Source organism: Myxococcus sp. CA039A, from assembly GCF_013336645.1.
Lineage (GTDB): Bacteria > Myxococcota > Myxococcia > Myxococcales > Myxococcaceae > Myxococcus > Myxococcus llanfairpwllgwyngyllgogerychwyrndrobwllllantysiliogogogochensis.
The window spans coordinates 1-20,821 of sequence record NZ_JABUMQ010000086.1 but is presented as its reverse complement, the minus strand read 5'-3'; the positions used below and the strand labels follow the sequence as shown (position 1 = coordinate 20,821).

At 65.8% G+C, this 20,821-nt stretch carries 13 protein-coding genes; 4 read left to right on the top strand and 9 right to left on the bottom strand.

What is annotated here, in order from left to right:
- Positions 1-37: 37 nt before the first annotated feature.
- Positions 38-2,890 carry an SBBP repeat-containing protein gene (locus HR086_RS16365; RefSeq protein ID WP_174466087.1) on the bottom strand — a complete coding sequence of 951 codons (2,853 nt, stop codon included), beginning with the start codon at positions 2,888-2,890 and terminating at the stop codon, positions 38-40.
- Between the two features lie 525 nt (positions 2,891-3,415).
- Here HR086_RS16365 and HR086_RS16360 point away from each other — a divergent pair.
- On the top strand, positions 3,416-3,685 hold the full coding sequence (locus HR086_RS16360; RefSeq protein ID WP_246137408.1) for a hypothetical protein: 270 nt from the start codon (positions 3,416-3,418) through the stop codon (positions 3,683-3,685).
- A 17-nt stretch (positions 3,686-3,702) separates the two neighbouring features.
- On the opposite strand, the gene HR086_RS16355 is transcribed toward HR086_RS16360, so the two are convergent.
- The gene (locus tag HR086_RS16355) at positions 3,703-4,638 is read right to left on the bottom strand and encodes an HNH endonuclease (protein WP_174466085.1); all 936 of its coding nucleotides are present in this window, start codon (positions 4,636-4,638) and stop codon (positions 3,703-3,705) included.
- 183 nt (positions 4,639-4,821) lie between these two features.
- Here HR086_RS16355 and HR086_RS16350 point away from each other — a divergent pair, with 183 nt between their 5' ends.
- Entirely contained in the window at positions 4,822-5,706 is an 885-nt protein-coding gene (locus HR086_RS16350) for a hypothetical protein (RefSeq protein ID WP_174466084.1), read from the top strand.
- Between the two features lie 11 nt (positions 5,707-5,717).
- On the opposite strand, the gene HR086_RS16345 is transcribed toward HR086_RS16350, so the two are convergent.
- The 3 genes from HR086_RS16345 to HR086_RS16335 all read right to left on the bottom strand — a co-directional run bounded on the left by HR086_RS16345 (position 5,718) and on the right by HR086_RS16335 (position 11,499).
- Entirely contained in the window at positions 5,718-8,942 is a 3,225-nt protein-coding gene (locus HR086_RS16345) for a hypothetical protein (protein ID WP_174466083.1), read from the bottom strand.
- Positions 8,943-9,257: 315 nt separating this feature from the next.
- On the bottom strand, positions 9,258-9,992 hold the full coding sequence (locus HR086_RS16340) for a TetR/AcrR family transcriptional regulator (RefSeq protein WP_174466082.1): 735 nt from the start codon (positions 9,990-9,992) through the stop codon (positions 9,258-9,260).
- Positions 9,993-10,086: 94 nt separating this feature from the next.
- Positions 10,087-11,499 (bottom strand): amidohydrolase family protein, encoded by a 1,413-nt coding sequence (locus HR086_RS16335; protein WP_174466081.1) that lies wholly within the window; start codon positions 11,497-11,499, stop codon positions 10,087-10,089.
- 297 nt (positions 11,500-11,796) lie between these two features.
- Here HR086_RS16335 and HR086_RS16330 point away from each other — a divergent pair, with 297 nt between their 5' ends.
- Positions 11,797-13,260: a hypothetical protein gene (locus tag HR086_RS16330; RefSeq protein ID WP_254626343.1), complete on the top strand. Its 1,464-nt coding sequence runs from the start codon at positions 11,797-11,799 to the stop codon at positions 13,258-13,260.
- Positions 13,261-13,512: 252 nt separating this feature from the next.
- A complete protein-coding gene (locus HR086_RS16325; protein WP_174466080.1) occupies positions 13,513-15,156 on the top strand; it encodes a serine hydrolase in 1,644 nt (547 codons plus the stop codon).
- 36 nt (positions 15,157-15,192) lie between these two features.
- Here HR086_RS16325 and HR086_RS16320 read toward each other — a convergent pair whose 3' ends face one another.
- The 4 genes from HR086_RS16320 to HR086_RS16305 all read right to left on the bottom strand — a co-directional run bounded on the left by HR086_RS16320 (position 15,193) and on the right by HR086_RS16305 (position 20,631).
- Entirely contained in the window at positions 15,193-15,888 is a 696-nt protein-coding gene (locus tag HR086_RS16320; protein ID WP_174466079.1) for a hypothetical protein, read from the bottom strand.
- Positions 15,889-16,041: 153 nt separating this feature from the next.
- Positions 16,042-16,995 (bottom strand): Ig-like domain-containing protein, encoded by a 954-nt coding sequence (locus HR086_RS16315; protein ID WP_254626342.1) that lies wholly within the window; start codon positions 16,993-16,995, stop codon positions 16,042-16,044.
- Between the two features lie 205 nt (positions 16,996-17,200).
- Entirely contained in the window at positions 17,201-18,040 is an 840-nt protein-coding gene (locus HR086_RS16310) for a hypothetical protein (protein WP_174466077.1), read from the bottom strand.
- Positions 18,037-20,631: a hypothetical protein gene (locus HR086_RS16305; RefSeq protein WP_174466076.1), complete on the bottom strand. Its 2,595-nt coding sequence runs from the start codon at positions 20,629-20,631 to the stop codon at positions 18,037-18,039. Before HR086_RS16305 ends, HR086_RS16310 begins: the two co-directional genes overlap by 4 nt.
- Positions 20,632-20,821 lie beyond the last annotated feature (190 nt).

Genomic DNA, 20,821 nt, shown 5'->3' with positions numbered 1-20,821 from the left:
CACGGGGTGGAAGGGCCGCGTGTTGCCTTGGTGGGCGCTACTGGAGCTGTATCTCGACGTTGTCCAGACCCCAGGCCTCTTCATTGATGCCGGAGAGGTCCGCCGCGGCAAAGGACAGCGTCAGGTTCGTGGCCGAGTGGTTGAACGTGTACTTGAGCCGGTAGACCGAGTCCCCCATGGGATACAGGAGGGTGTTTCGCTCGAAAGCACCTGCTCCGGCCGCGTTCACCGTGGGGTAGTTCCCTGGATACGACTGGCTGCTCCGCGTGTTGGAGAAGGTGGTGTCGAGCAGGAGGGGAAGTCCCGATGCCGTCAGCCGGAAGCGGCTGGGGCCGAAGGCTCCGTTGCCATCCCAGCCATTGATGACATACAGGTCGAAGCTGACGGTGGCCGTGGTGTGCGGGGGCAGGGACGGGAGCGTGAGACTGACGGTCTCGTTGCTGAACTCGCCGAGGAAGGTGCGGCCTCCCGCGGGCACCGTGCTCCTGAGCTGTGAGCTCCACTCACCGGCGCCCGCTCCCGCTTCGAAGTTGACCAGGTAGACGGACTGGGGGGCGGGCTGGGGAGGAGGCGGAGTGCCCTGGGTCTGGGCACTGGTCTGGACGGCCGCGGCGCCGCTGGCGAACGAGGTGTCATTGGTGACGAACACGTCCGTGATGCAGGCCCACAACGTGGCGATCTGGGTGACCCCCGCGTTCTGGCAGACCTGCTGGGCCTGCTGCCGCTGGGCGGGGGTTGGTGACGGCGGTGCGACAGGGAAGTTGAGGTTGGTGAACGTGGCGGTGGACTCGCCCGCGGCATAGTCGAACAGTGACTCCGCCTGGGAGATTCGCCAGCTGTTCACGTAGGCCTGTGGGCCGACATACATCTGCGCGAACGAAGGAGGCGCGGCGAGTGGCGTGTTGTCGCGCAGGACGAAATCGTCGGCGCGGTTGCCATTGAAGTTGCCCAGGGGCCCCCGGACGTTGCCTCGGCGCGCCGGGGACAGCAGCACGTCGACATTCATGTAGGAGCCGACGGGAGTGATGACCAGGTGGTCTCCGGTTGGCCACTCGACGACGTATCCGCTCCCTCGAGGGATGATGCGCCCTCCGTCGCGCAGCGGGGTCTCCTTGGTGATGGGAACCGCGAGGCCGTTGATCTTGAAGGGAGGCGAAGCCCCCAGGTAGTAGGCCACGCGCTCGGTGCCAAGCCTGGCGGCGACGGCCTTGAAGACGCTGACATGGGAAGAGCCGTTCCAGGGGAGCTGGCGGGCCTGGATGTGAAGGTCGCCGACGGTCGACTCGGCGAGGATGAACTCTCCGTGCCCCTGGAAGTCATAGGCATAGCCGTCGAAGGTCACGTAGTGCGGGTCTCCCCAGCCATAGCTGAGGTGGCACTGGCCTGGCGTCGTGATGGTGCAGCCTTCCAGGTACCTGAACACGAGCAGGTCGGTGCTGCCTTGAGACGTGGCGCGAAGGGTGGGGAAGGCCGCGTCGGTGTGGCCCACGATGTAGACCCCAGCGCCCGTGTCGACGGCGATGCCCGCGCCGATGTCGAACTCGGCGTTGGGGAGCGTCGGGTGGGTCGAGCCGATCTGCCGGCTCTTCAACGGGGCTCCGGTCGCGCTGAAGCTCCTCATGAAGACATCGGTTTCCGCCAGGTCGCCGCTGTCGAGCGGGGCGCCGGTCTTGATGTCGTGGTTGCTGATGCCCGTCACGTACACCGTACCGCCGCCGTCGGAGGTGACTCCGTACAGCATGTCCCGTCCGGCCGTTCCGAACTGCTGCTGCCATTGGACCGTGCCGTCCGGCCGGAACTTCAGGAGCAGGGCATCGTACTCGGCGCTGGGATTGGTTCCCGCGTAGCTCCCGATGGTGTAGCCGACCAGATAGATATCAATCTCGCCGGTGAGTCGTCGCGAGGTGGCCAGGTCCTCCATCACATCCTGGGTGGTGGTTCCAAACTGCTTCGCCCATATCTGGGTGCCCGTGGGGCCCAGCTTGACCATGAAGACGTCGCTGGTCAGGCTGCTGCTGTCCGTATTGTTTCCCCCGAGATTGCCGTGGGTGTGGCCGCCCACGTAGATGTCGCCATTGGCGTCCGTGGCGACGCCCCGGGCCTGGTCGTTCTTGTTGTTGCTGCTGACGAGCGGTTTCGACCACTGCAGGGTCCCCGCTGCGTCGTATTTCACGACGAAGGCATCGGTCCCCGAAGAGCTCGTGGCTGAATACCCGACGATGTAGATGTTGCCGCTCTTGTCGGTGGCGACGGAGGTCGCGCGGTCGGCGGTCGGGGTGCCGAACAGCCGGGTCCAGATGCGGGTCCCCTTCTTGTCATACTTCGTCAGGAAGGCATCGGAGATGCCCGAGTTCGTGTTCCCGTCGAGGTTGCCCGAGGTGTAGCCGGCGACATAGATGACGGGGTCGTTGCAGCGACCGCCGACGTCGAAGGTGGCGATGGATTCGGCGAAGTCCGCGGGGTTGGGGTTGGCGGAGGTGGCGGGCGCGCCATGCTGGCGGGCCCATTGAAACGCGCCCGCCAGATTGTACTTGGCCAGGAACCAGTCACTCCCGACGGCGGTGGTGCTCCCGTCGAAGCTGCCCGTGGTGTAGCCCACCGCATAGACGCCTTCGCAGGACGCCGCGACATCCGTTCCCTGGTCCAGGCCGCTGGTCCCGCGCATCTGGAGCCAGTTGGGCGCGTCTTCCGGGAGCATCGTGCGAGCGGGCCCGGTGTCTTCAGTCTTTGTCGCGGAGGGCGGCGATGGGACGCGTGGAGGGACGGGGAGCAGGGAGAACGGGCTGTCTGGTGATTCGGTTTGTTGCGGCGCGGTGTCTCCAGGTGTGACGGGCTTTGCTGGCAGGCTGGTGAGCAGGCATAGCGACAGCAGACTCATGCTTTGAAGCATGTCGTGTCTCCCCTTGTGGTTTGCCCCCGTGCCCCTGGAGATGGACAGTCGCTGTATGGACGGAGTTCTTCGTCGCGGATGAGCGTGACGGGTGGAGCGAACTTCGGGCTGCGTGGACGGCTGGTTTTGGGCGGAGGACTTCGTGGCCGTGGAGGCCGCTGTGAGACTTCGTTGGGTTTAGCACTCTTCCGCCTCGGCCCGCACCCCCTGGGCTGTCACTTCCTTGAGGTGGCGTTGTCACAGTCCTGCGGATTTCCCTTAGTCGTGTGATGTCTTTTGGGACTGGATGGCCCCGTCTTCGTGGACCTGTCTCTCGGGCGACTTCGCGCTTCCCCGACAGTGAAGGAGGCGTGTAAAGGAAGCGTCGTGAGACGATTCGCCATGCCTTTCCTGTTGCTCGCCGCGCTGTCGGCCTGCGCTACCCCGTCGCCGGGTCCACCACGCGCGCGGCCTTCCGGTGCCCCCTCGGTCCAGGGCGAGGCCTGCCCGACACACAAGCTCAGGTTCAGCCGAGAGACAGGGTGCATGAATGATGGCTCGGTGGAGTTCTGCCTGCCGACGGGGGACGAAGCCCTGCTCGCCCGCGTGAAAGCGCTCGCCCCCTCCATCGAGGCAAACCCTTCCCGAGGCCGCGCCGGCTGCGACCTGCCGAAGGAGACGCTCTACTTCATCCCCACCGGCGAAACCGAATGCGAGGCACGCCACGGTGCGCTCACGCCCGCCGCGTGGACCATGGTTTGTGACGTCGCCGCGCTTCCGGAGGTCCGGAAGCTCGTGCCGACCTGGTACGAATGACCCGGCACCTCTCGCCTTTACGAGTCGCGGGTGCGTCGGAAGAGCGCGTAGCGTTCTTCCAGATACTCCGGACGGGGGCGTTGGGCGGGGAGCAAGGGGAGGATTCCCAGCGGCTTTCCCGCGAAGCCCTTGAGTCCGTGCTCCAGCGTGGGCCCGTCGTGCTCGTCCATCAGCCGCTGGGCGATTTCGATGACGCCGTCCGGACGGATGCCCAGGAGGTCCGCGTCGAAGGCGCCATGGTGAAGCTTGCACAGCGACAGGCCGTTGGGCACCTCGGGACGGCCGCGCACATCCCGGTCCGGGAGGATGTGGGCCGCGTCCAGCAGCTCCCTGCGTGGAAAGCGACAGACCGCGCAGCGCTGCTCATAGGCGTGCAGGACGTGCTGCCGGAAGGCCACCTGGTGCAGTCGCTTCTTCACCTGCACCGTCGTGTAGCGGCGCTCCAGGGTGAGCAGCCTCGGGTCCGCCGCGAAGCTCCCCGGCGCCTGCACCTGCGCTCCCGGTGGGCCCGAGGCCACCGTGAAGGACTTCGCGGTCAGGTCCACGCCCGAGATGTAGACGGGCCAGATGGGCGCGTAGATGCCCGGCTCGATTCCGTAGAAGTAGATGAGCGGCGCGTCCAGCTCCATGGCGCGGACGAGGCGTCGGTTGTCCCGCCCCTCGACATCCTCGCCCTGGAACTTGTACTCGAACCCCTCGTCCGACGGCAGGTCGTCATAGCGAGCCTCGCGTCCCTGTCGAGGCACCGTGGTCTTGATGGAGAGGGCGGACTCGCTCATCTGTCGGGGCCAGAAGATGCCGCGCGCCCGGTTCGCGAAGTGGAGCGTCTCTCCCCTGTAGGTAAAGCCAGCATCGATGACGTCCCAGGAGAGGACCTCGCCATATTGCCGCACCCGTTGTTGGAGGGCGGTGATGGCGGCGACACGGATGGGCCAGTCGGGGTCCTGGGTCATGGGCACCCGGCACCGTGTCAGGCACGGCACCGGGGTCTGACCAGGCTACCAGGTTGGAGTCCGCATGGACGAGCCCGTCGAGTCCGGTACACCGCCGCGGAGGGTGCGGACCCCGTGGGGACGCGGGCGGCTGCCCGGAGTGCGTCCTGGTATACTCAGCCAATGGACCGCACTCTCAATGACGTGGAGCGCAAGGAGTGGTTAGAGCTCGCCGCGACAGACTGGTCGCAGCTCAAGCTGTCCCTCTCGGAGATTGGCGCGAGCCCGGAGCTGGTTGAAGACCTCTACGGGCGCTTCGTGCATGAGGTCAGCGATTTCGAGCCGAAGGTCGCCGCGGCTCCGTCGCCGCTGCGAGGAAGTCTCATGGAGGACCTGCTCCGCCGCGCGATGGGCTACCTGCAGAGCCTCGTGCTGGACAACGTGCTCTACCTCGAAATGAAGCCGGTCATCGAGGAGGTAGAGGTCCCCCTATTGCTCCTCGCGGCGCCCGCACACGAGAAGGCAGCGGTGCGCTTCGAACAAGCCGACACCCTGACGGGCACGCACGAATGGAGCACCACCCTCTTCGGCAGCGGGCTTGGTGCCAGGCAGTCGATCACCGTGGGACGCTCCGAGGCGTTCAGCGCGCTTGGGGACGGGGGGGCGGCGAAGATCATCTATGTCCCCGTGCGCATCGAGACCTACTCGATGGGGCTCTACCAGGACGCGCAACTGGTCTCGAAGTTCTTCAAGCGCCAGGCAGTGCGCCCCCGTCGCTCGGACCACTTCCTGGCGGCTCCCCGGGTCGCGACCGCCAGCGAGGTCGAGGCTTTCATGGGGCGGGCCACTGAAGTCCGTACCTATCCATTGGGCGGCGATACGAGCGGTGATGTGTCAACCTACACGCATACGTTCGAGGCCGCCGTGGAGTACTCACTCTCGCTCGGGCTGAAGGCCTTTGATGTGGAGTCCACCATGAAGGCAACCGTCGCCTTCAAGCGCGAACGCAAGCTCACGCTGGAGCTGCCCGGAGGACGCGATTACACGCTGCTTCGTCCAGAGCGGCTTCCTGGCATTGCCTGGCGGTAGCGGCCCCTCCCTCAGGGGTATGCATCGAGGTTGACTCGGAAGAACGGCTCCCACCTGGGAACGAAGTCGGCAAGCTCCGGGTCCGCACGCAATCTCGCGAGGATGGGATGGAAGCGCTTGTCGACCAGCACCTCCATCTGCTGGTTCGTCACGACGGTGTGCCGGACCATGAAGAATGCGGTCTTGCGTTTGCCCACCTCGCTGTGGCGGGAGAGTTCGTTGACGAGCTGATCGTATGCGGCACGCTTCTCGTGCCGCGAGGGAGTGCGGTACCAGGAGCCGAAGGCGAAGTTCGCCTGACGATGCATCTGCGTACGAACGTCCGACGCAATCTTCCCTCCTTTCAATGCATACCACCCCGCCGCATCGAGCAACCTGAAGGCTTCGACATCATGTTGTTCGAGCAACCGCTCGCAGAGCAGGTGGAAGACCCATTCGCGCCAGTTCCGGTTGATGGTGCTTTCAGTGGTGCCCGCCATGACGGCATCGGTTTGGGCTGGCCGGGGTTCATGCACTATCACTTTCCGGAGTCCCTGGGCGACGCAGACATGCTCCATCATGAGGGTGATCGTCTCGGACGGCGTGGTACACGCGTGCTCGAGAACCTCCATCGTGAGCCGAGCCAGGGGCTCCTCGATGTTCATGTCCTCCGCCCCGACGAATGCCGCCATGCAGCGAGCGATGCAGACCGGGTCCAGTTCGTCACTGAGTTGCCTCTCCGCGACGTAGAGGAAGAATCGTCCGAACTTGTGCTCCGCGAAGAGCTTGAAGTGGGGTTTCGCCAGGTGAAACAGTCGGCCCTTGTCGACGTCGACAGCATTTGCGATGAAATGCAGCAGTGCAAACGCCGAGCGGCTATCCAGGGGGGGTGTGCCGTGGTTGCTCAAAGCGTCGACAAGGCCCCGCTGCGTCTCGGACCTCGCCTTCGAGGCCGCAAACCAATGCCCGGCGGTCAGCAGCTTCGTGTCGGCGAAGACCGGCTTCCAGAGCGCGGAAGGCTGACGAGACTTCCGAGCGGTATGTTCGTGGCGGAACTCGTCCATCAGCAGGGTCATCTCTACAATCGCTTCGGTCGACTCGCGTCGTGCTGATTGAAGAACGGCCGACTCCAATTGTTTTGGGAGGTCATTCTGCTTCATGGAGCTCTCGCAGATGTCACTGGCGACGGTCCAATGCCAGAAACTCTCGAACCTGAACTCGACAACCTCTTTCCGAAAGTCGCCGGGGATGCTGTCTGGATTCTGGGCAGGGGTCAGCAGGTTGGCGTCCTGCAATAGTCGAAGGATGCATTCCACGTCCTTGGCTTCAGTGACTCTGACTCGATGTTCGCGTTGCTCCAACAAGTCAGACGTTGTCGCCACCAATGTCTCGAACGCGCAATCCCGCTCCAGCATCCCGAGATGGATCCACGCCGCGATGCGCCTGACAGAGTCGACTCCCTTTGTCTGGCGCAACGCTGGGGTCCTTTTCATGCGGCCCTTCCAGAAGCGCACCATGAAATCAATGTAGTGTAGGTTGGCGATGGATACGGTCTTCTGTTCACCCTGGAGGGCATCAATCAGGACCCATGCGGCGAAAGGCGAGCAGAGTTGCCTCCGCGCACCGGGGTCGATTGTGTCTTCCTCGACGTGGATGCGGTCGCGGCCAAACTCCCCAAGTACCTTCAGCCCTACTTGCTGTTGCTCATTCAGTTCATCGAGCATCACCCAGCCACGCTCGTTTCCTCCGTGCGAGGGGCTTGCGGTCTCTTCCTCTCCGGAGTCAGGGCCGTAGCTGAGGATGAAATCCTCTTGAGCCGCGATGTCGTCGTACCGGGTGTCCAGACAGGTGAATACCCAGTCGATGCACTCGAAGACCGTGTTCATTCTCACCAGCTCGAGCAGTTGATCCCACAGCGGCGAGGCATCCCGGGCGAGCACATGCACATTGTCGACAGCGACGACCATCCGCAGACTCTGATTTCGCAGGAAGTTGTTGAGCTGGTTGAAGTCAGCCCAGATGATCTGGATCGCGGCTTTGACCGCGTCGAGCACCTGGTCCCCCACCGCATGGCCGGAGGCCCTCAGCTTGACGGGTAGGACCCATACCTGCGTGTCCGCCAGTTGTCCGTTCAAGATGGATGCGATGAAGTGGGTCTTCCCACTCCCCGAGCCCCCGAGGACGGTGAAGCAGCGGCCATGACGTGGCTTGTCGAGGAACTTCTGCAGGCTCTCCAGCTCGGACAGTTGCCGCTGGAGCGCGTCCTTGGACAGCCCCAGGTGCTCTTCTGTCTGGAGCTGACGCTGCGGGCGGAGCGCCTTCGCGAGCAGGAGCTTTGTTTGCCTGTAGCATTCGTCGATGCGGAGTTGGCGTGCTTCCTTGCCAATGGCAGCGTAGGGTTGTCGAAGGTCGAGTCGTTCGAGCTTCTGGACCAGCTTTTCAATGGCCTCGTTGCCGTGCCCGACTTGTCCAAGCTTGGAGATGCGCTTCTGGAGCCGTTCTGGCCAGGGGCGGGCGCCGAGGAATTTTTGCCAGGTGTCCGCGAGCGGCGGCCTGGGGCCGTCCGCGCGGCGCTCAAGGCTCTCCTCTGCCAGGACCCCACCACGGGAGGCTGCAAAGCGCCCCCAGCGCCTATGGAGCAGGATGGGCGCGGTCCGAAGTGGATCGTACGGATGGTCGGAAGGCTGGGCGGGCTCATAACCAGTCCGGTGCAGGGTCTCGATATCGAGAGCGACTTCGAATTCGAACTCATTGGTGAGAAGATGCTCTAGCGCGAGCTCGCAGGCCTGGCTGAAGGAAAGCTGCTTGTGGTTGCTGCGTTCCGTGAGGCCCGTACAGTCGATGAATCGATACCGCTGTCGGTCATGGAGGTGGAGCAGGTGGCCAGAATTCTTAAGAGTCGGAGAGTCTCGAGAAAACGGCTCCTCGTTGTGCAGAGGCCTCTCGTGCCACTCGTGACGTCCCAGCTTCGCGGAGACGCCGACGAGGGCATGTCCTTTCATCACCACCAGCAGCGGAAGGAGCCCGTACGTCAGGCACGCACCGCAGAACAGGACCGCGAGATCCACGCAGTTCGCGCCCACACCGCCATAAAGCACCTCCGCGGTCTCACGGATCCATTGCTTGTTCTCATCACGAGAGAAGGGCTCGTGGTGGTAGCGAATTTGGCGCTTCGCGAGTTCGTCATAGATGGCCTCCGCCACGTCGAGGAAGGCGCGGGATTTGACGGCGTGGAGCGAATCCAGCTCCAGCTTCAAGTGCTCGCCTGCCGCCGGGTCGACAGTCCGCGCGAGTTCGGCTGGATTCCGCAGGGCAATCGAGTGTGCCATTCATCCAATGATAGATGATGTCGCCCTTTGCCTGTCGAGGGGCCCACGCCTCATGCCCGGGTGTTCCGTCACCCACCTCGGGGTTTCCGCTAGGTGCATGACGAGGTTGTCTTTCATGGATTGATGCACATCGAGTCTGTCTGGTCAGGTGTTTCCAGCCCCTCTCCAAGGCGGAGTCGCTTTGAAGAGCGCCGGTCGAGCACGCAGGTTTCGAGTGCCTGGAGTTCGGGCGCCCCGGTGACGTCACGCCTTCCGGCGAGGCTTCTTCGCGGGCGGGGTCTCGCCCTGGTGGCGCTGGATGCGTCGGCCGATTCCTTCCAGCATGAAGTCGAGGCTGTTCTGGAACTCCGCGTCGACATCCAACGCTCGCATGCGTGCCAGGGTGTTCTTCACACCGGGGTAGTCCTTGGAAGGAAGGGCGAGGGCGGCGGCGTGGAAGCGTTGGAGGGGAGCGGGCGCGTCTTCGGCCCTGCCGGCCCACTGCTCCTGGCGGCGAATGGTGCCCGCGAGCCAGGAGAAGAACGTGTTGTGCAGGTCCCCGGCCTCGCTCCAGGGCACGCCCACCTCGTGGAGCTTGCTGACGGTGCGCTCCAATACGAGGAGCGCGCCCCGGACGGCCGGGCCCTCCTCTAGAAGAAAGTCCATCACTCCCCGGTGTGCCAGGCCGAGCACGCGGACGCGCAGCGCCACCTCCCGCAGCCAGTCCAGGGGCGCGAGCGAGTCATCCGGCAGCGAGAGCTGTTCGAAGACGTGCTCCACGACCCGCGATACGAGGTCCTCGCGGTCTCCGACGTGCTTGTAGACGGCCATGGGCGTTGCGCCGATTCGCTCCGCCAACACGCGCATCGAGAGGCTCTTCAGCCCACTCTCCCGCACGAGCTTCGCGGCGGCTTCGATGACGAGGGGGAGGGACAGCCGAGCGGGGCGTCCCAGTGTCTTCCGCGCCTTCTTTCCCGCAGCCCCTTCGCGACCGGCCATCCCGCTCCTCGCATCGCCGCGCGAGTCCCTCCGCGGCGGCGTCCAACCTAGTGGGCTCCGCGAGGCACGCAAACGGGTACTTCACGCCATGTCGTCAGCGCGTCCCTGAGGTGGCGCTTGCACGCCCGTTCCCAAGGTCCCAATGCTCCTCCAGCTTCGCGTGGTCGGCGAGGAGCGCGGACAGCCCTCCGACGCGCTCCAGCACCGCATCGCGCGCTCGCAGGACCTTCTGGCGGACGGCGGCCACGTCCTTCCCAATGAGGCGCCCCTGGTGCTTCACGAGCTCGCCGCGAACCATCACCGACTCGACGTTCCCCGCATGGGCCTGCAGCACCACCGCATCGCGCGGATGGCCCAGCGGAGTCATGTTCAGGGCGTCGGCGGCGAGGACAATCAGGTCCGCCTGTTTCCCGGGACGCAGGGAGCCCGTGACGGCCCCGAGCCCGATGGCATCGGCCGCGTCCTGCGTCACCATGCGGAGCATCTGGCCCGCCCTGAGGTCGAGCCTCCTGGGCAGGCCCGCCAGTGCATTCGCGCGGCCCCGCTCGGACTGGAGCGCGAGCCGCATGGCGGTGAACAGCTCGCCTCCGTTGCTCGCCACGACATCACAGCCAAGCGTCGTCCGAACCCCCACGCGCAGGGCACGCCCGATGACAGGGAACCCCATGCCCATCTGAAGCTCCGACTCCGGGGTGGCGCAGATGGAGCCGCCACTGCCCGCGATTCGTGCCAGGTCGTCGTCACCGCTGAATGTGCAGTGCACGAAGAGGAGGTCCGGGCCGAGCAGGCCCTCACGCTCCAGTTGCTCGACTTCGCTCGGCCCCGTCACGGGCCATGCCGAGCAATGCAGGGTGATGGGCACGCCGAGCTCACGCGCCGAGCAGACCTCCGCTCGGCTCTGCTCCCACGGAATCTGCATCTCCGTGAGCGCGATGCCCAGGCGCACCCGTCCGCTGTCGGAGGAGAGCGGGCCTTCGCGGAGCCGTCGTGCATCGGCGAAGCGGTGCTCAGGGGTGGGGAAGGAGGGACTCGGCTCGGAGCCCGCAGCGTAGCCATAGGCGAAGAGTGCCTGGATGCCCGACTCCTGGAGCCCCTGGAGGGCCGCGTCCGCATGTGCCGGTGACGCGATGCAGTGGGCGTGGTCGACGAGCGTCGTGATGCCCGCGTCGAGCGCCTCGAGCGCACCCGCGAGCGTGCCCGCATGGACATCCTCCGGGCGGAAGGCGGGGGAGAGCTTCACCCGGACGGCCGCGAGGTAGTCGAGCACCGTCCAGTCACCCCCCAACCCACGCAACGGCGTCTGCCACGTGTGCCGATGGGTATCGATGAGCCCCGGCATCACGAGCTTCCCCGCGAGAGGGAGCACGCGGCAGCCCTCCACGCGCAGCTCCCGGCCCATCGCGGTGATGCGCCCGTCCTCGATGAGGATATCGCCGCACGGAAGGTCTTCGTGCTCCCGGTCTCCTGTCACCACGGTGGCGCCCTGGAGAAGCCAACGCTCCGCCATCTGTCGCTCCTTTTGTCCGGACGTGCAGCGCTCACGCCCCGCCGGAATCAAGGCCTGACTGATTAGTGTACGGTGTATATTAAGTCAAACCTGCCGCCTCGCGCGGTGCGTCCAATCCGTGTCAGGGCGCGCGCGCCGGGGATGCGAGGTGCGTAGCCTTCGTGACAGTGATGTCGCGGTGTGCAGCGCGCTACACCCCCAGTCGTGGTGGTAACCACTGGAAACACCTGGAGTCCCGGTTGGCCCATGCATTGCTCAAGAGGGGCACGCACTCACACCCTTTCCAAGGAGCAGCTCATGAGAAACGCCAGGTCCTGGCTTGCCGGCGTCGCGGTGTTCGCCCTGGTCGCCACCGGATGCGACAGCGAGAACCCGCCCGATGCGCAGAAGGTCGCGGATGTCACCGCCAGCCGTTCGGCGGAGATGGTGCGCGGTGTCAGCGCGAGCGTGCGGACGATGAACGGCCTGCCCGCGGTTGACAGCCTGGAGGAGGCCCTCTCCGTCTTCAGCGCGGGCTTTGACGGCGTGCCCCTGCCGGCGCTCCCGAGTCAGGAGGATGAGGAGGGGGGCTCGTCGCTTCCCGACTTCTCCGACGAGGCCAAGACGAATGCCCAGTCCGCGCGACTGGAGAAGTACCTGCGCGAGCGCGTCTTCATCGCGGAGCACGTGGAGTCGACGGAGGGTGACTCCACCATCTTCCTGCTCAAGGGCGAGAAGGTCTGCACCGATGGCAGCGTGCTGGCGGACGCCGACTGCGTGAAGTTCGTGAACCAGTCCGAGCTGCGCGTGCGCGCGACGACCCTGGATGATGACGGGCTGGAGCTGACGTTCCTCATCGGGTCCAAGCGTGCCCAGCCCGTGTCGCTGCGCTTCCTGCCGAAGGCCACCTCCCTGGTGGTGGACCTGGGGGGCGTGAAGAGCGCGGTGCAGCAGCTCGACGCGGAGGCGGCCGCGGCGCTGCCCACGGTGATGGTGGGGCAGGTGGAGCTGAAGGTGACGAAGGCGGGGGAACAGCACTGGATTGTCAGCGGCTCCATCCTCCAGGCGCTGCGTCTGGAGCTGACGGGCGAGGATGGCACCATCGCCATCTCTTCGGAGCGCGCCGCTCCGCTGGTGGAGCTGGAGGCGGATGGCGCGGCGAAGCGCGCGCGCTTCCTGCTGGACCTGAACACCACCGAGGTGCGCCTGCCGTACGCGGGCCTGGCGCCGGCGCTGCGCGGCAAGGACTGGACGGTGTCCCTGTCGGGCCTGTCGTTCACCCTGGAGGCGACGGAGAACCAGAAGGACTTCACCGTGGGCCACGTGGGGCTCGGCGACGCGCAGAGCTTCTTGAGCCTGGGCACCGACAAGCTCTTCACCCTGGACCTGAACAGCCAGTCCGGCCGCCACTTCGACCTGACGCTGTCGCGTGGGGATGACGGGCTGCCGCTGGTGCGCGTGCAGCCGGAGGTGGACCTGGTGGCGCGCTTCTTCCTGGCGCCGCTCAAGGCGGACGCCGAGATGGAAGTCCCGTCGGCGTACGAGGATGCGACGTATCGCGTGCGCCTCACGGGTGGAACGGGCGGCCCGAGCCTGCGTCCGGTGCGGGCCAACGTCGCTACCGGCTTCAAGGGCGGCGTGCAGGTGGTGACGGGCGAGCTGTCGCTCACCGTGGGTGACTCGAGCGTGACCGTCGGCGCGGGCCAGTGTCTGGTGAGCCGTGAGAACTCGAGCGGCGGTGGTTCGCTGGTCGACTACCTGCAGGCGGGTGGCTGCCAGTAGCCCGCTGTCAGTGTTGATGTCCGAGAGCCGCGCCCCACTCCAAGGGTGGGCGCGGCTCTTTTTCGTGGCGCCAGGACGGTCCGCCGCGATGCGGCTGGCTCCGGCGACGACGCGGGGCCCCTGGGAAACGGGGTGCGTTGACTCGGCGGCACAATGGGACCTGGGTCTCTTGCGCGTGCCTCCACGGGCCTCTCAGTCTGCGCTCCGCGGGTGCGTCGAAACCGTTTCGACGTGGGGCTTCAGGGGGGAGTCATGGCGCACGACGATGGGCAGGGTTCAGCACCGACGGCGGCGACGGGAATGGCACGCAGGACGCTGCTGCGGGGCCTGGGAGCGGCGGGAGTCGGGGCCGCCATCACCGGGACGGGTTCGACGGCGGCCGCGCCAGCACCGGGCCCCAGGGCCGTGGCCTCCGCGACGTCCACGGCCTCCGGGCAGATCACCGCCGAAGGAGTGACGCGAGCCCTGGCGGTGCTCGACGACATCGTCAAGAAGGACAAGGCGGCCACCTCCGTGCCCGGCATCGCGGTCGCCGTGGTGTACGAGGGCCAGGTCCGGTACCTCAAGGGCCTGGGCGAACGCCAGGCGGGCGTGGTGGGGGACGTCGATGTGGACACGGTGTTTCAGCTCGCCTCGGTCTCCAAGCCGCTGAGCTCCACGGTGATTGCCGCCGCGCTGACGCGGCGGTTGGCCAAGGTGGACTGGAACGACACGCTCCAGACCTTTCGTCCGGGCTTCACGCTCGCCGATGCGTGGGTGGGGCAGCACGTCACGGTCGCCGACATGTTCTCGCATCGCAGTGGCTTGCCCGACCATGCGGGAGACCTGCTCGAGGACCTCGGCTACACCGGTGAGCAGATCATCTCGAAGCTGGCGCTGTATCCCCTGGCGCGGTTTCGCGACAACTATGCCTATACCAACTATGGCCTGACGGCCGGAGCGCAGGCGTTCGCCACGGCGACGGGACGCTCCTGGCAGGACCTGGCGCGGGAGATGATTTTCGCGCCGCTCGGCATGAGCAGCACCTCCTATTCCTTCGCGGACCTTCAGGCGAGCAAGAACCGGGCGGCGCTGCACACGCTGGTGAATGGCCAATGGAAGCCGGACCTCGGCGCCAACAATGACGGTCAGGCGCCCGCCGGTGGCGCGAACTCGTCGGTGCGCGACCTGGCCCGGTGGCTGACGATGTTGATTTCGGGGGGCGGCTTCCCGGGGCTTCAGGCCCCCGTGGTCGACGTGCCCGGGCTGCAGACCATCTGGCGGCCCAACAATGTCACCCATGGTCCGGAGGAGCTGGGGGGGAGGGCGAGCTTCTACGGGCTGGGCTGGAACGTCGACTACGAGGACACCGGGGAGCTGCGGCTGGGCCACTCGGGAGGCTTCGGGCGCGGAGCGTCCACGGTCATCACCGTCTATCCGTCTAAGAAGCTGGCCATCGCCGTGCTGACGAACTCGGACCCTCGGGGTGTTCCGGAGGCCATCGCCGCCGAGTTCGTGGACATCGTCCGCTACAATGCGTCGACGCGAGACTGGCTGGCCTTCCTGGCGCCCATCGTCGCCGAGCCCGTCACCCCGGACCAGACGAAGTACTCCAAGCCCGCGGTGAACCCGACCCCCGCGCGGAACCTTGGCGCCTACGTCGGAACCTATCCGAATCGCGTCTACGGTGACCTCACCGTGTCGCTTCGAGACGGTGCGCTGTCCTTCACCGTCGGCCCCGCCGGCAAGCGATTCCCGCTCACTCACTACAGCGGTGACGAGTTCTACTTCCAGACCACGGGTGAGAACGCGAGCGGGTTCTCAGGGGCGCTCTTCGCGGCTCCACGAACGAAGGTCCTCTCGCTGACCATCAATGCGTGGAACCGCGACAAGCTGGGCGTGTTCACCCGCCGTTAGTCGCTCGGAACAGAGGGGCTATGTCCTCTTTTCTCATCAATCCTTTCGGATGCACCCCGATTTGTCGGTGAGTGCCGTCGGGCAGGTGACCCGACGGAAGGTCATCTCGGGACTGTCCGCGTTGAGAAACCAATCGAATCGCCAGTTGCAGCCCGGCTGCAATTGCGCCGGCAATTGAGCGCATTGGGCTTTACTGGTGACACCGCCGTATTGTGCCCCCCAACCCGAGCTTGGAGCCTGCCATTGCGGCTGACAGCCGTTGAAAAGTCCCACCCCGCCGCCAGGGATCAGCAGCTCGAAAAAGTTCGAATTGGTGGTGGGCCCCTGGCCGACCACCTGGACCACGTGCGTCTTGCCCTTCACGGCCGTGTTGGTGAACTTCAACGCGTAGCAGGCGCAGCTCGTGTCGCTCTCGGTCTTGCCAAGCAAGCCCGCCCTGGCGAATCCATAGGAGAAGGTCGGGTTCACGGCCCATGGCTGGTTGTTATTGCACGCATAGCTGGAGCCGCCATTACAGCCGCTTTGCGCATTCGCATCGACTACTGATACGCCATCCGCTTTGCAAGACCTGACCGGAGCGTTGACCGCGGCTTTCCCAGTCCATGAACCGCTTGCCTTGCAACAATCCCAGGTTCGGACCGTTTTACCCGGCGCTGCTGTGGACAAATAAGTCAAAGTGGGCTGCGCCGAAGCATCGGTCGCGGGAATGAGCAAGAGGACGAGTGCGGTCATCGCAATCGTCACTCGCCGAAGAGCAACTCCGTCATGAATGATTGGCATGTTTACAACGAGAACATGACGGCGAGTGTGCGTCAAGGCGCGGCCCACCTCATTGCACCGGGGCGGGCCACGCCTGCGCCCGTGGCCCGCCCCGGTGCGGGCGGCTCAGGGCACCGTGACTGTCGCGGCGTTGCTGCGTCGGCCGTTGCCAGCCCGGTCATAGGCGATGGCGACAATCACATGCGTGCCTGATTTGCCCGTCGTGTCCCACGCCCTCGTGAACGGCGCGGTGGTTGAATAGGGCGTCTGGATGACACCGTCGATTTCAAAGACAACGTAGAGCAAGGCCTGGCTGTCGGAGGCATTGGCGGACAGCGTGACGACGCCACTGACCACCGAGCCGTTGGCCGGCGCGGAGAGGAACGACGAGGGCGGGGCGTTGTCGACGATGAGGGTCCGGGTGTTCGTCTGGACGTTGCCCGCGTGGTCTGTCGCACGCAGGGTCAGGCTGTAGGAGGTGTTGCCAAGCACCCGCGTATCCCACGTGAAGTTGTAGGTGAAGCCCGAGTAGCCGGGCTGTGAGGCCACGAAGTTTCCGTTCAGGAGGAACTCCACCAGGGCGACGCCCGAGAGGTTCTGGTCCGTCACCGTCCAGCCCAGATTGACGATGCCGCGCACGTAGTTCAGGGTCTGGGGCGTGTACGGGGGGGAGCCGGTCAGGATGATGGGGACGAAGTTGTCCACCAGGACGCTCACCGGGCTGGAGGTGCCCGACTCGTCATTCGCGTCGAAGGCCTGGGCCGTCAGCGTGCGTGGACCCGAGGCCGTCGTCGTATTCCAGCTCACACTGAAGGGGGCCTGGGTGGCGGAGCCGATGAGCGTGGCCCCATCGAAGAAGTCCACGCGCGTGACGCCCACGTCATCCGAGGCGTCCGCCGTGAGCGTGACAGTGCCACGCAGGAAGCTGCCTGGAGCCGGAGCGGTGAGCTCCACGGTGGGGGCCGTGAGGCTGGCGCACGTGTTGGAGGAGGCGCAGTCCAGGGGCGCGCGCTCCTGCTGGACCTGTGCCTGGGTATTCTCCGGCAGGTCCTGACCCTCACCACAATTGATGGAAGCCATTGCGCCCACCCCGACCAGTGCGGCGACCAGGCCCCGGCCACTTCTCGAAACGATGCCCATGTGGATTCCCCCTTCGGGGTGTGGCGCTCGCATGGATTGGGAGCAACCACGGCATCGACATATCAAACAGCCCGCCCCGAAGGGGGCCTTGACAAGGAAGGACGGGTGCTGGGGGCTCAAAGCATGCCCCCAGTCCCGGGCTCCCTCACAGCGCGGGGGCAGCCGCTTCGTTCACCAGGACATCATGGAAGTATGCATTCACATACCCCAGCGGACTGGGACTGCCGCTCGCGCAGGTGGGCAGGGCATGGGTCACCACCAACTCCTTGTTCGAGACTCCGGGAGCCTGGGTGTCCGCGACGGTGTACGCGCCATGCACCTCCGGCTGGGTGTCCCGCTGGAACACGAAGCGGTCATTCACCGCGTCCCATTGGACCCGCAGCCTCACCTGTTCGCCCTGGTGAATCAGCCCCAGGTCCGCGGTGAAGAGCGAGCTGCGCTCCGTGCAGGACGCGTCCCTGCACCGCTCGATGGCCGCCTCCACCCGCAGCTCCTGCGAGCCCACGGGGTCTGTCGACCGGGAGACGATGCGGATGGCGGCTGTGATGTCATCGCGCGCACTGCCCCTGCCCGGAGTGGAGGCATTGAAGAAGTGACCGGACAGCTCCGCCGTGCCGTGGGCGACTCCGAATCTGGAGACCGAGCAACCCGTGCTTCTGGCGTTGTTCACGCGAACCTTCGCCTCGATGGCCGTCACCGTCGACGGCTGGGTGAAGCGCAGTCCGTACCGTCCGGTGCCCGTGTTGGCGCGGCTCATCAGCCGCAGGCGGGTGAAGGCCAGCTCACGAAGGGCCTGCTGCCGGCTTCCGCTCTCCTGGCTGACCCACCGGGCCGGGTCGATGCCGCGCACCTTCGTCGCGCGAGGCGGGTTGGACTCCGTTGGGTTGAAGTTGTCGTAGGGCACCATCGGCTCGACGGCGTGGGCGGTCGCAGTGCCCCCGAGGAGCAGCGCGAGCACCGCGGACTTCAGATTCATTGCGCTCATGGGGACTCGAGCTCCTTCAGTTGGATGTAGTGCCGGACCCGGGCGTTGTCGCCCGTGTCCATGTCCTTGCCTTCGGTCTCCAGGGTCATTCCGTTCTCATAGCCATTGAGGAAGCTCCCCATCAGCTCGAGCCCCATGAACCAATCATTGGGATTCGTCTCACCCTTCACCCGGCGGACCATTCCCGACCCCGCGAAGAAGCTGAAGTGGCCGTCCCGCTCGTCCACCGCCGTCCCGGCGGCCCCCTCGGGGATGGAGTCGTAGTGGTCATTGGGGCCGACATCCTCTTCCCAGATGGCGGACGTCATGTTCACCACCCCCGTGAAGTTCGCCGGCAGGTCAGGGAACTGCGTGGGATTGTCCGGGCCGGTGTGCACCCGCCAGTTCGGGTAGATGGTCTGGTCCTCGACGACGTTCAGGAAGGCGTTCTCCCGGAAGAAGCCATTCGCCGTCATGTGTACGCGGGGCGTGAACCAGTCCGCGCAGCAGCCGCTCTCCGTCTCCAAATCCGTGACCTGCTTCACCGCGTACTCCATCCGGTGCGGCTTGGCGGGGTTGTACTTCACGACATCCTTCACCCGCGTCAACGCCACGCTCACGTCCACCATCGCGTGGTCCGACAGGCATTGCTGGAAGAACTGCTGAGGGCTCTCCAGGAGGAAGCCGGAGTCGGGGTCGAAGTGCGGCTTCACGTCCGCCGTGGGCTCCTTGAGCAGGGCATAGGCGGGGAACTCCAGCGTGTCCTCGGCGGGGAACACCAGCACGTAGTCGAGGCGGTCCTTGGAGCCCAGCTCGTCCGTCACCAGGTCCGTGCACTGGCTGCTCAGCCACGTCCCGGTCGCCATCGGGTCCGGGCCGGACGAGGTGCGGGCCAGGTCCCGGGCTTCGGAGAACAGGGTGTTTGCCTTCTCGAACCCGGTGCGCTGGTTGATGGCCAGGAAGCTGGGGCCCACCATGTCTTGATAGGCCGGGAAGTTGGAGTCGGCCTGGGTGGCCTTGGGCCCCAGGGTGTTCATGTCCCCGAGCAGGAAGGCGGGGCGGTCCAGGCCGCTCGGCCAGGTGCCTTGGGGGAAGATGTCGTCGTCGCCGAGCAGATACGGGAAGGTGTTGGCGTGCAGGGGCCCGCCCTTCCGCACCTGCTGAACGTAGGCCTTGATGTCGAAGAGCTGGTCCTCGCGGGCATCGGTGTCGGGGCCGGGGACGTTCTCTCCCGCGTTGACGTGGGTGCAGAACACGTCGACGAACTCGCCGTAGTCCGTCGCGGTGGAGACCCTGGATGCGCCGGTCTCTTCCATGACGATGATCGGCTCGGTCGCGGCGGGGGTGGCGATGCGCGCCCAGATGACGCCCTTGTCCTGGAGGCAGTCATTGCCGGTGCACATGTGCGAGGGGAAGTGGTGCACGCCTCCCTCGAGAATCTGCCGCGAGGACAACAGCACCAGGCCCGTGCTCTCCGTGGCCAGCTTGAGGACGTCGTCGTTCAGCTCCGTGACGGCCTGCATGGGTGGCAGCGACTCGATGGCGCGCAGCGCGTTGACCTTCTCGATGAGCTCGCCGCGCTCATGGGACATCCAGATTTCGGAGATGCAGGCGACCTCCTTCCTGAAAATCTTCGCGGCGACGGTGTCGATTTCTCCCGAGCCCCCGTCGCTGACCCAGAAGGTCGCATCGGGCATCTGCCCCACGTTCCACATCGTGAAGCTCAGGGGGATGGAGACGGGCTCCTTGAGCTCGAGCGTCTCCCAGGTGGAGGGCATGAAGTTGACGGGCGGCTGGTTCTTCACATTGGGGAAGGTGCCGCCTCCCACCTTCTGCGTGGCGCCGGCCACCGAGAAGGCGGTGCTCTGGAGGCCGAGGCCCAGCTTGCGGACCAGCGCCGACAGCGGCTCGCTGCCGACGATGGGTGGCACGCTCGAGCGCAGCTTCACCGCGAACTCGATGTGTACGCGGGACGGCTGCGCGCCCGGGGTCGCCACCGTGACGCTGGTGGCCCAGGCCTGGTTGGGGGCCGTCAGCGCCATCCAGCCATTCGCGTTGTTGCCCATCCGCTGCGAGAGCGTGGTGTTTCCGTTCGGGCCGGTGGAGTAGCGAAGCTGGAGGTGACGGTCCTCGGAGCGGGGCATGTTCGCCCCGGCGACCTGGTTGATGGTGGCGTCGCGCTGGGCGTCGAGCCAGACGTCGATGATGCCGGAGGCGTCCAGGAAGTTCCCGTTGGCGTCCTTGGGCCGGGGCAGGCGCATGCCGATGAACAGCGTCTGCGAGTGGCAGGGGTTGGTCTGGACCGAGGGAATTCCCCCGGCATTGGGGACTCCGAAGTTGCACTCGTCCGAGGTGTATTCGGCGTTGTCGCTGACGAACAGGTAGAGCTCGCCGTTGGGGCCACCGTTCACGTAGTCCTGCAACGGGAACTTCTTGCCGTCGGCGTACTCCATCGGCGGAACCCAGCCGTCCACCGTGGGCTGGGTACACGTCGCGCCGGGAGCGCAGTGGACCGCGGCGTTCTGGGGAGGAAGCCTCGTGACGTGGGGCGCCGCCAGGGCCCATGTGGGGATGAGACTGGCGAGAGCCAACAGGAATGCACCGCGTTGCATGAAACCTCCGGGTTGTGCCCCAGAGGAACGAAGGCGTTCGCGGATCTTCCCGCCTTCGATTCACGGCCCCGTTATTTGCGGCGCGATGGCGGTCGGCTCGCGGCCTCGGCGGCGGCCTCTCGCAGCTTGTCCTTCTTGCTCTTGCGCTTTCCCTTCACGCCGCCATTCACGTCCAGGGGCGGGGTGGGGA

Excerpts from the sequence above, each read along its gene's own strand:
- HR086_RS16355 (WP_174466085.1), bottom strand. The coding sequence starts at position 4,638 with ATGACCCAGGACCCCGACTGGCCCATCCGTGTCGCCGCCATCACCGCC.
- HR086_RS16315 (WP_254626342.1), bottom strand. The coding sequence starts at position 16,995 with ATGGCTTCCATCAATTGTGGTGAGGGTCAGGACCTGCCGGAGAATACC.
- HR086_RS16340 (WP_174466082.1), bottom strand. The coding sequence starts at position 9,992 with ATGGCCGGTCGCGAAGGGGCTGCGGGAAAGAAGGCGCGGAAGACACTG.
- HR086_RS16360 (WP_246137408.1), top strand. The coding sequence starts at position 3,416 with ATGAATGATGGCTCGGTGGAGTTCTGCCTGCCGACGGGGGACGAAGCC.
- HR086_RS16365 (WP_174466087.1), bottom strand. The coding sequence starts at position 2,890 with ATGCTTCAAAGCATGAGTCTGCTGTCGCTATGCCTGCTCACCAGCCTG.
- HR086_RS16325 (WP_174466080.1), top strand. The coding sequence starts at position 13,513 with ATGGCGCACGACGATGGGCAGGGTTCAGCACCGACGGCGGCGACGGGA.
- HR086_RS16335 (WP_174466081.1), bottom strand. The coding sequence starts at position 11,499 with ATGGCGGAGCGTTGGCTTCTCCAGGGCGCCACCGTGGTGACAGGAGAC.
- HR086_RS16305 (WP_174466076.1), bottom strand. The coding sequence starts at position 20,631 with ATGCAACGCGGTGCATTCCTGTTGGCTCTCGCCAGTCTCATCCCCACA.
- HR086_RS16330 (WP_254626343.1), top strand. The coding sequence starts at position 11,797 with ATGAGAAACGCCAGGTCCTGGCTTGCCGGCGTCGCGGTGTTCGCCCTG.
- HR086_RS16310 (WP_174466077.1), bottom strand. The coding sequence starts at position 18,040 with ATGAGCGCAATGAATCTGAAGTCCGCGGTGCTCGCGCTGCTCCTCGGG.
- HR086_RS16320 (WP_174466079.1), bottom strand. The coding sequence starts at position 15,888 with ATGACCGCACTCGTCCTCTTGCTCATTCCCGCGACCGATGCTTCGGCG.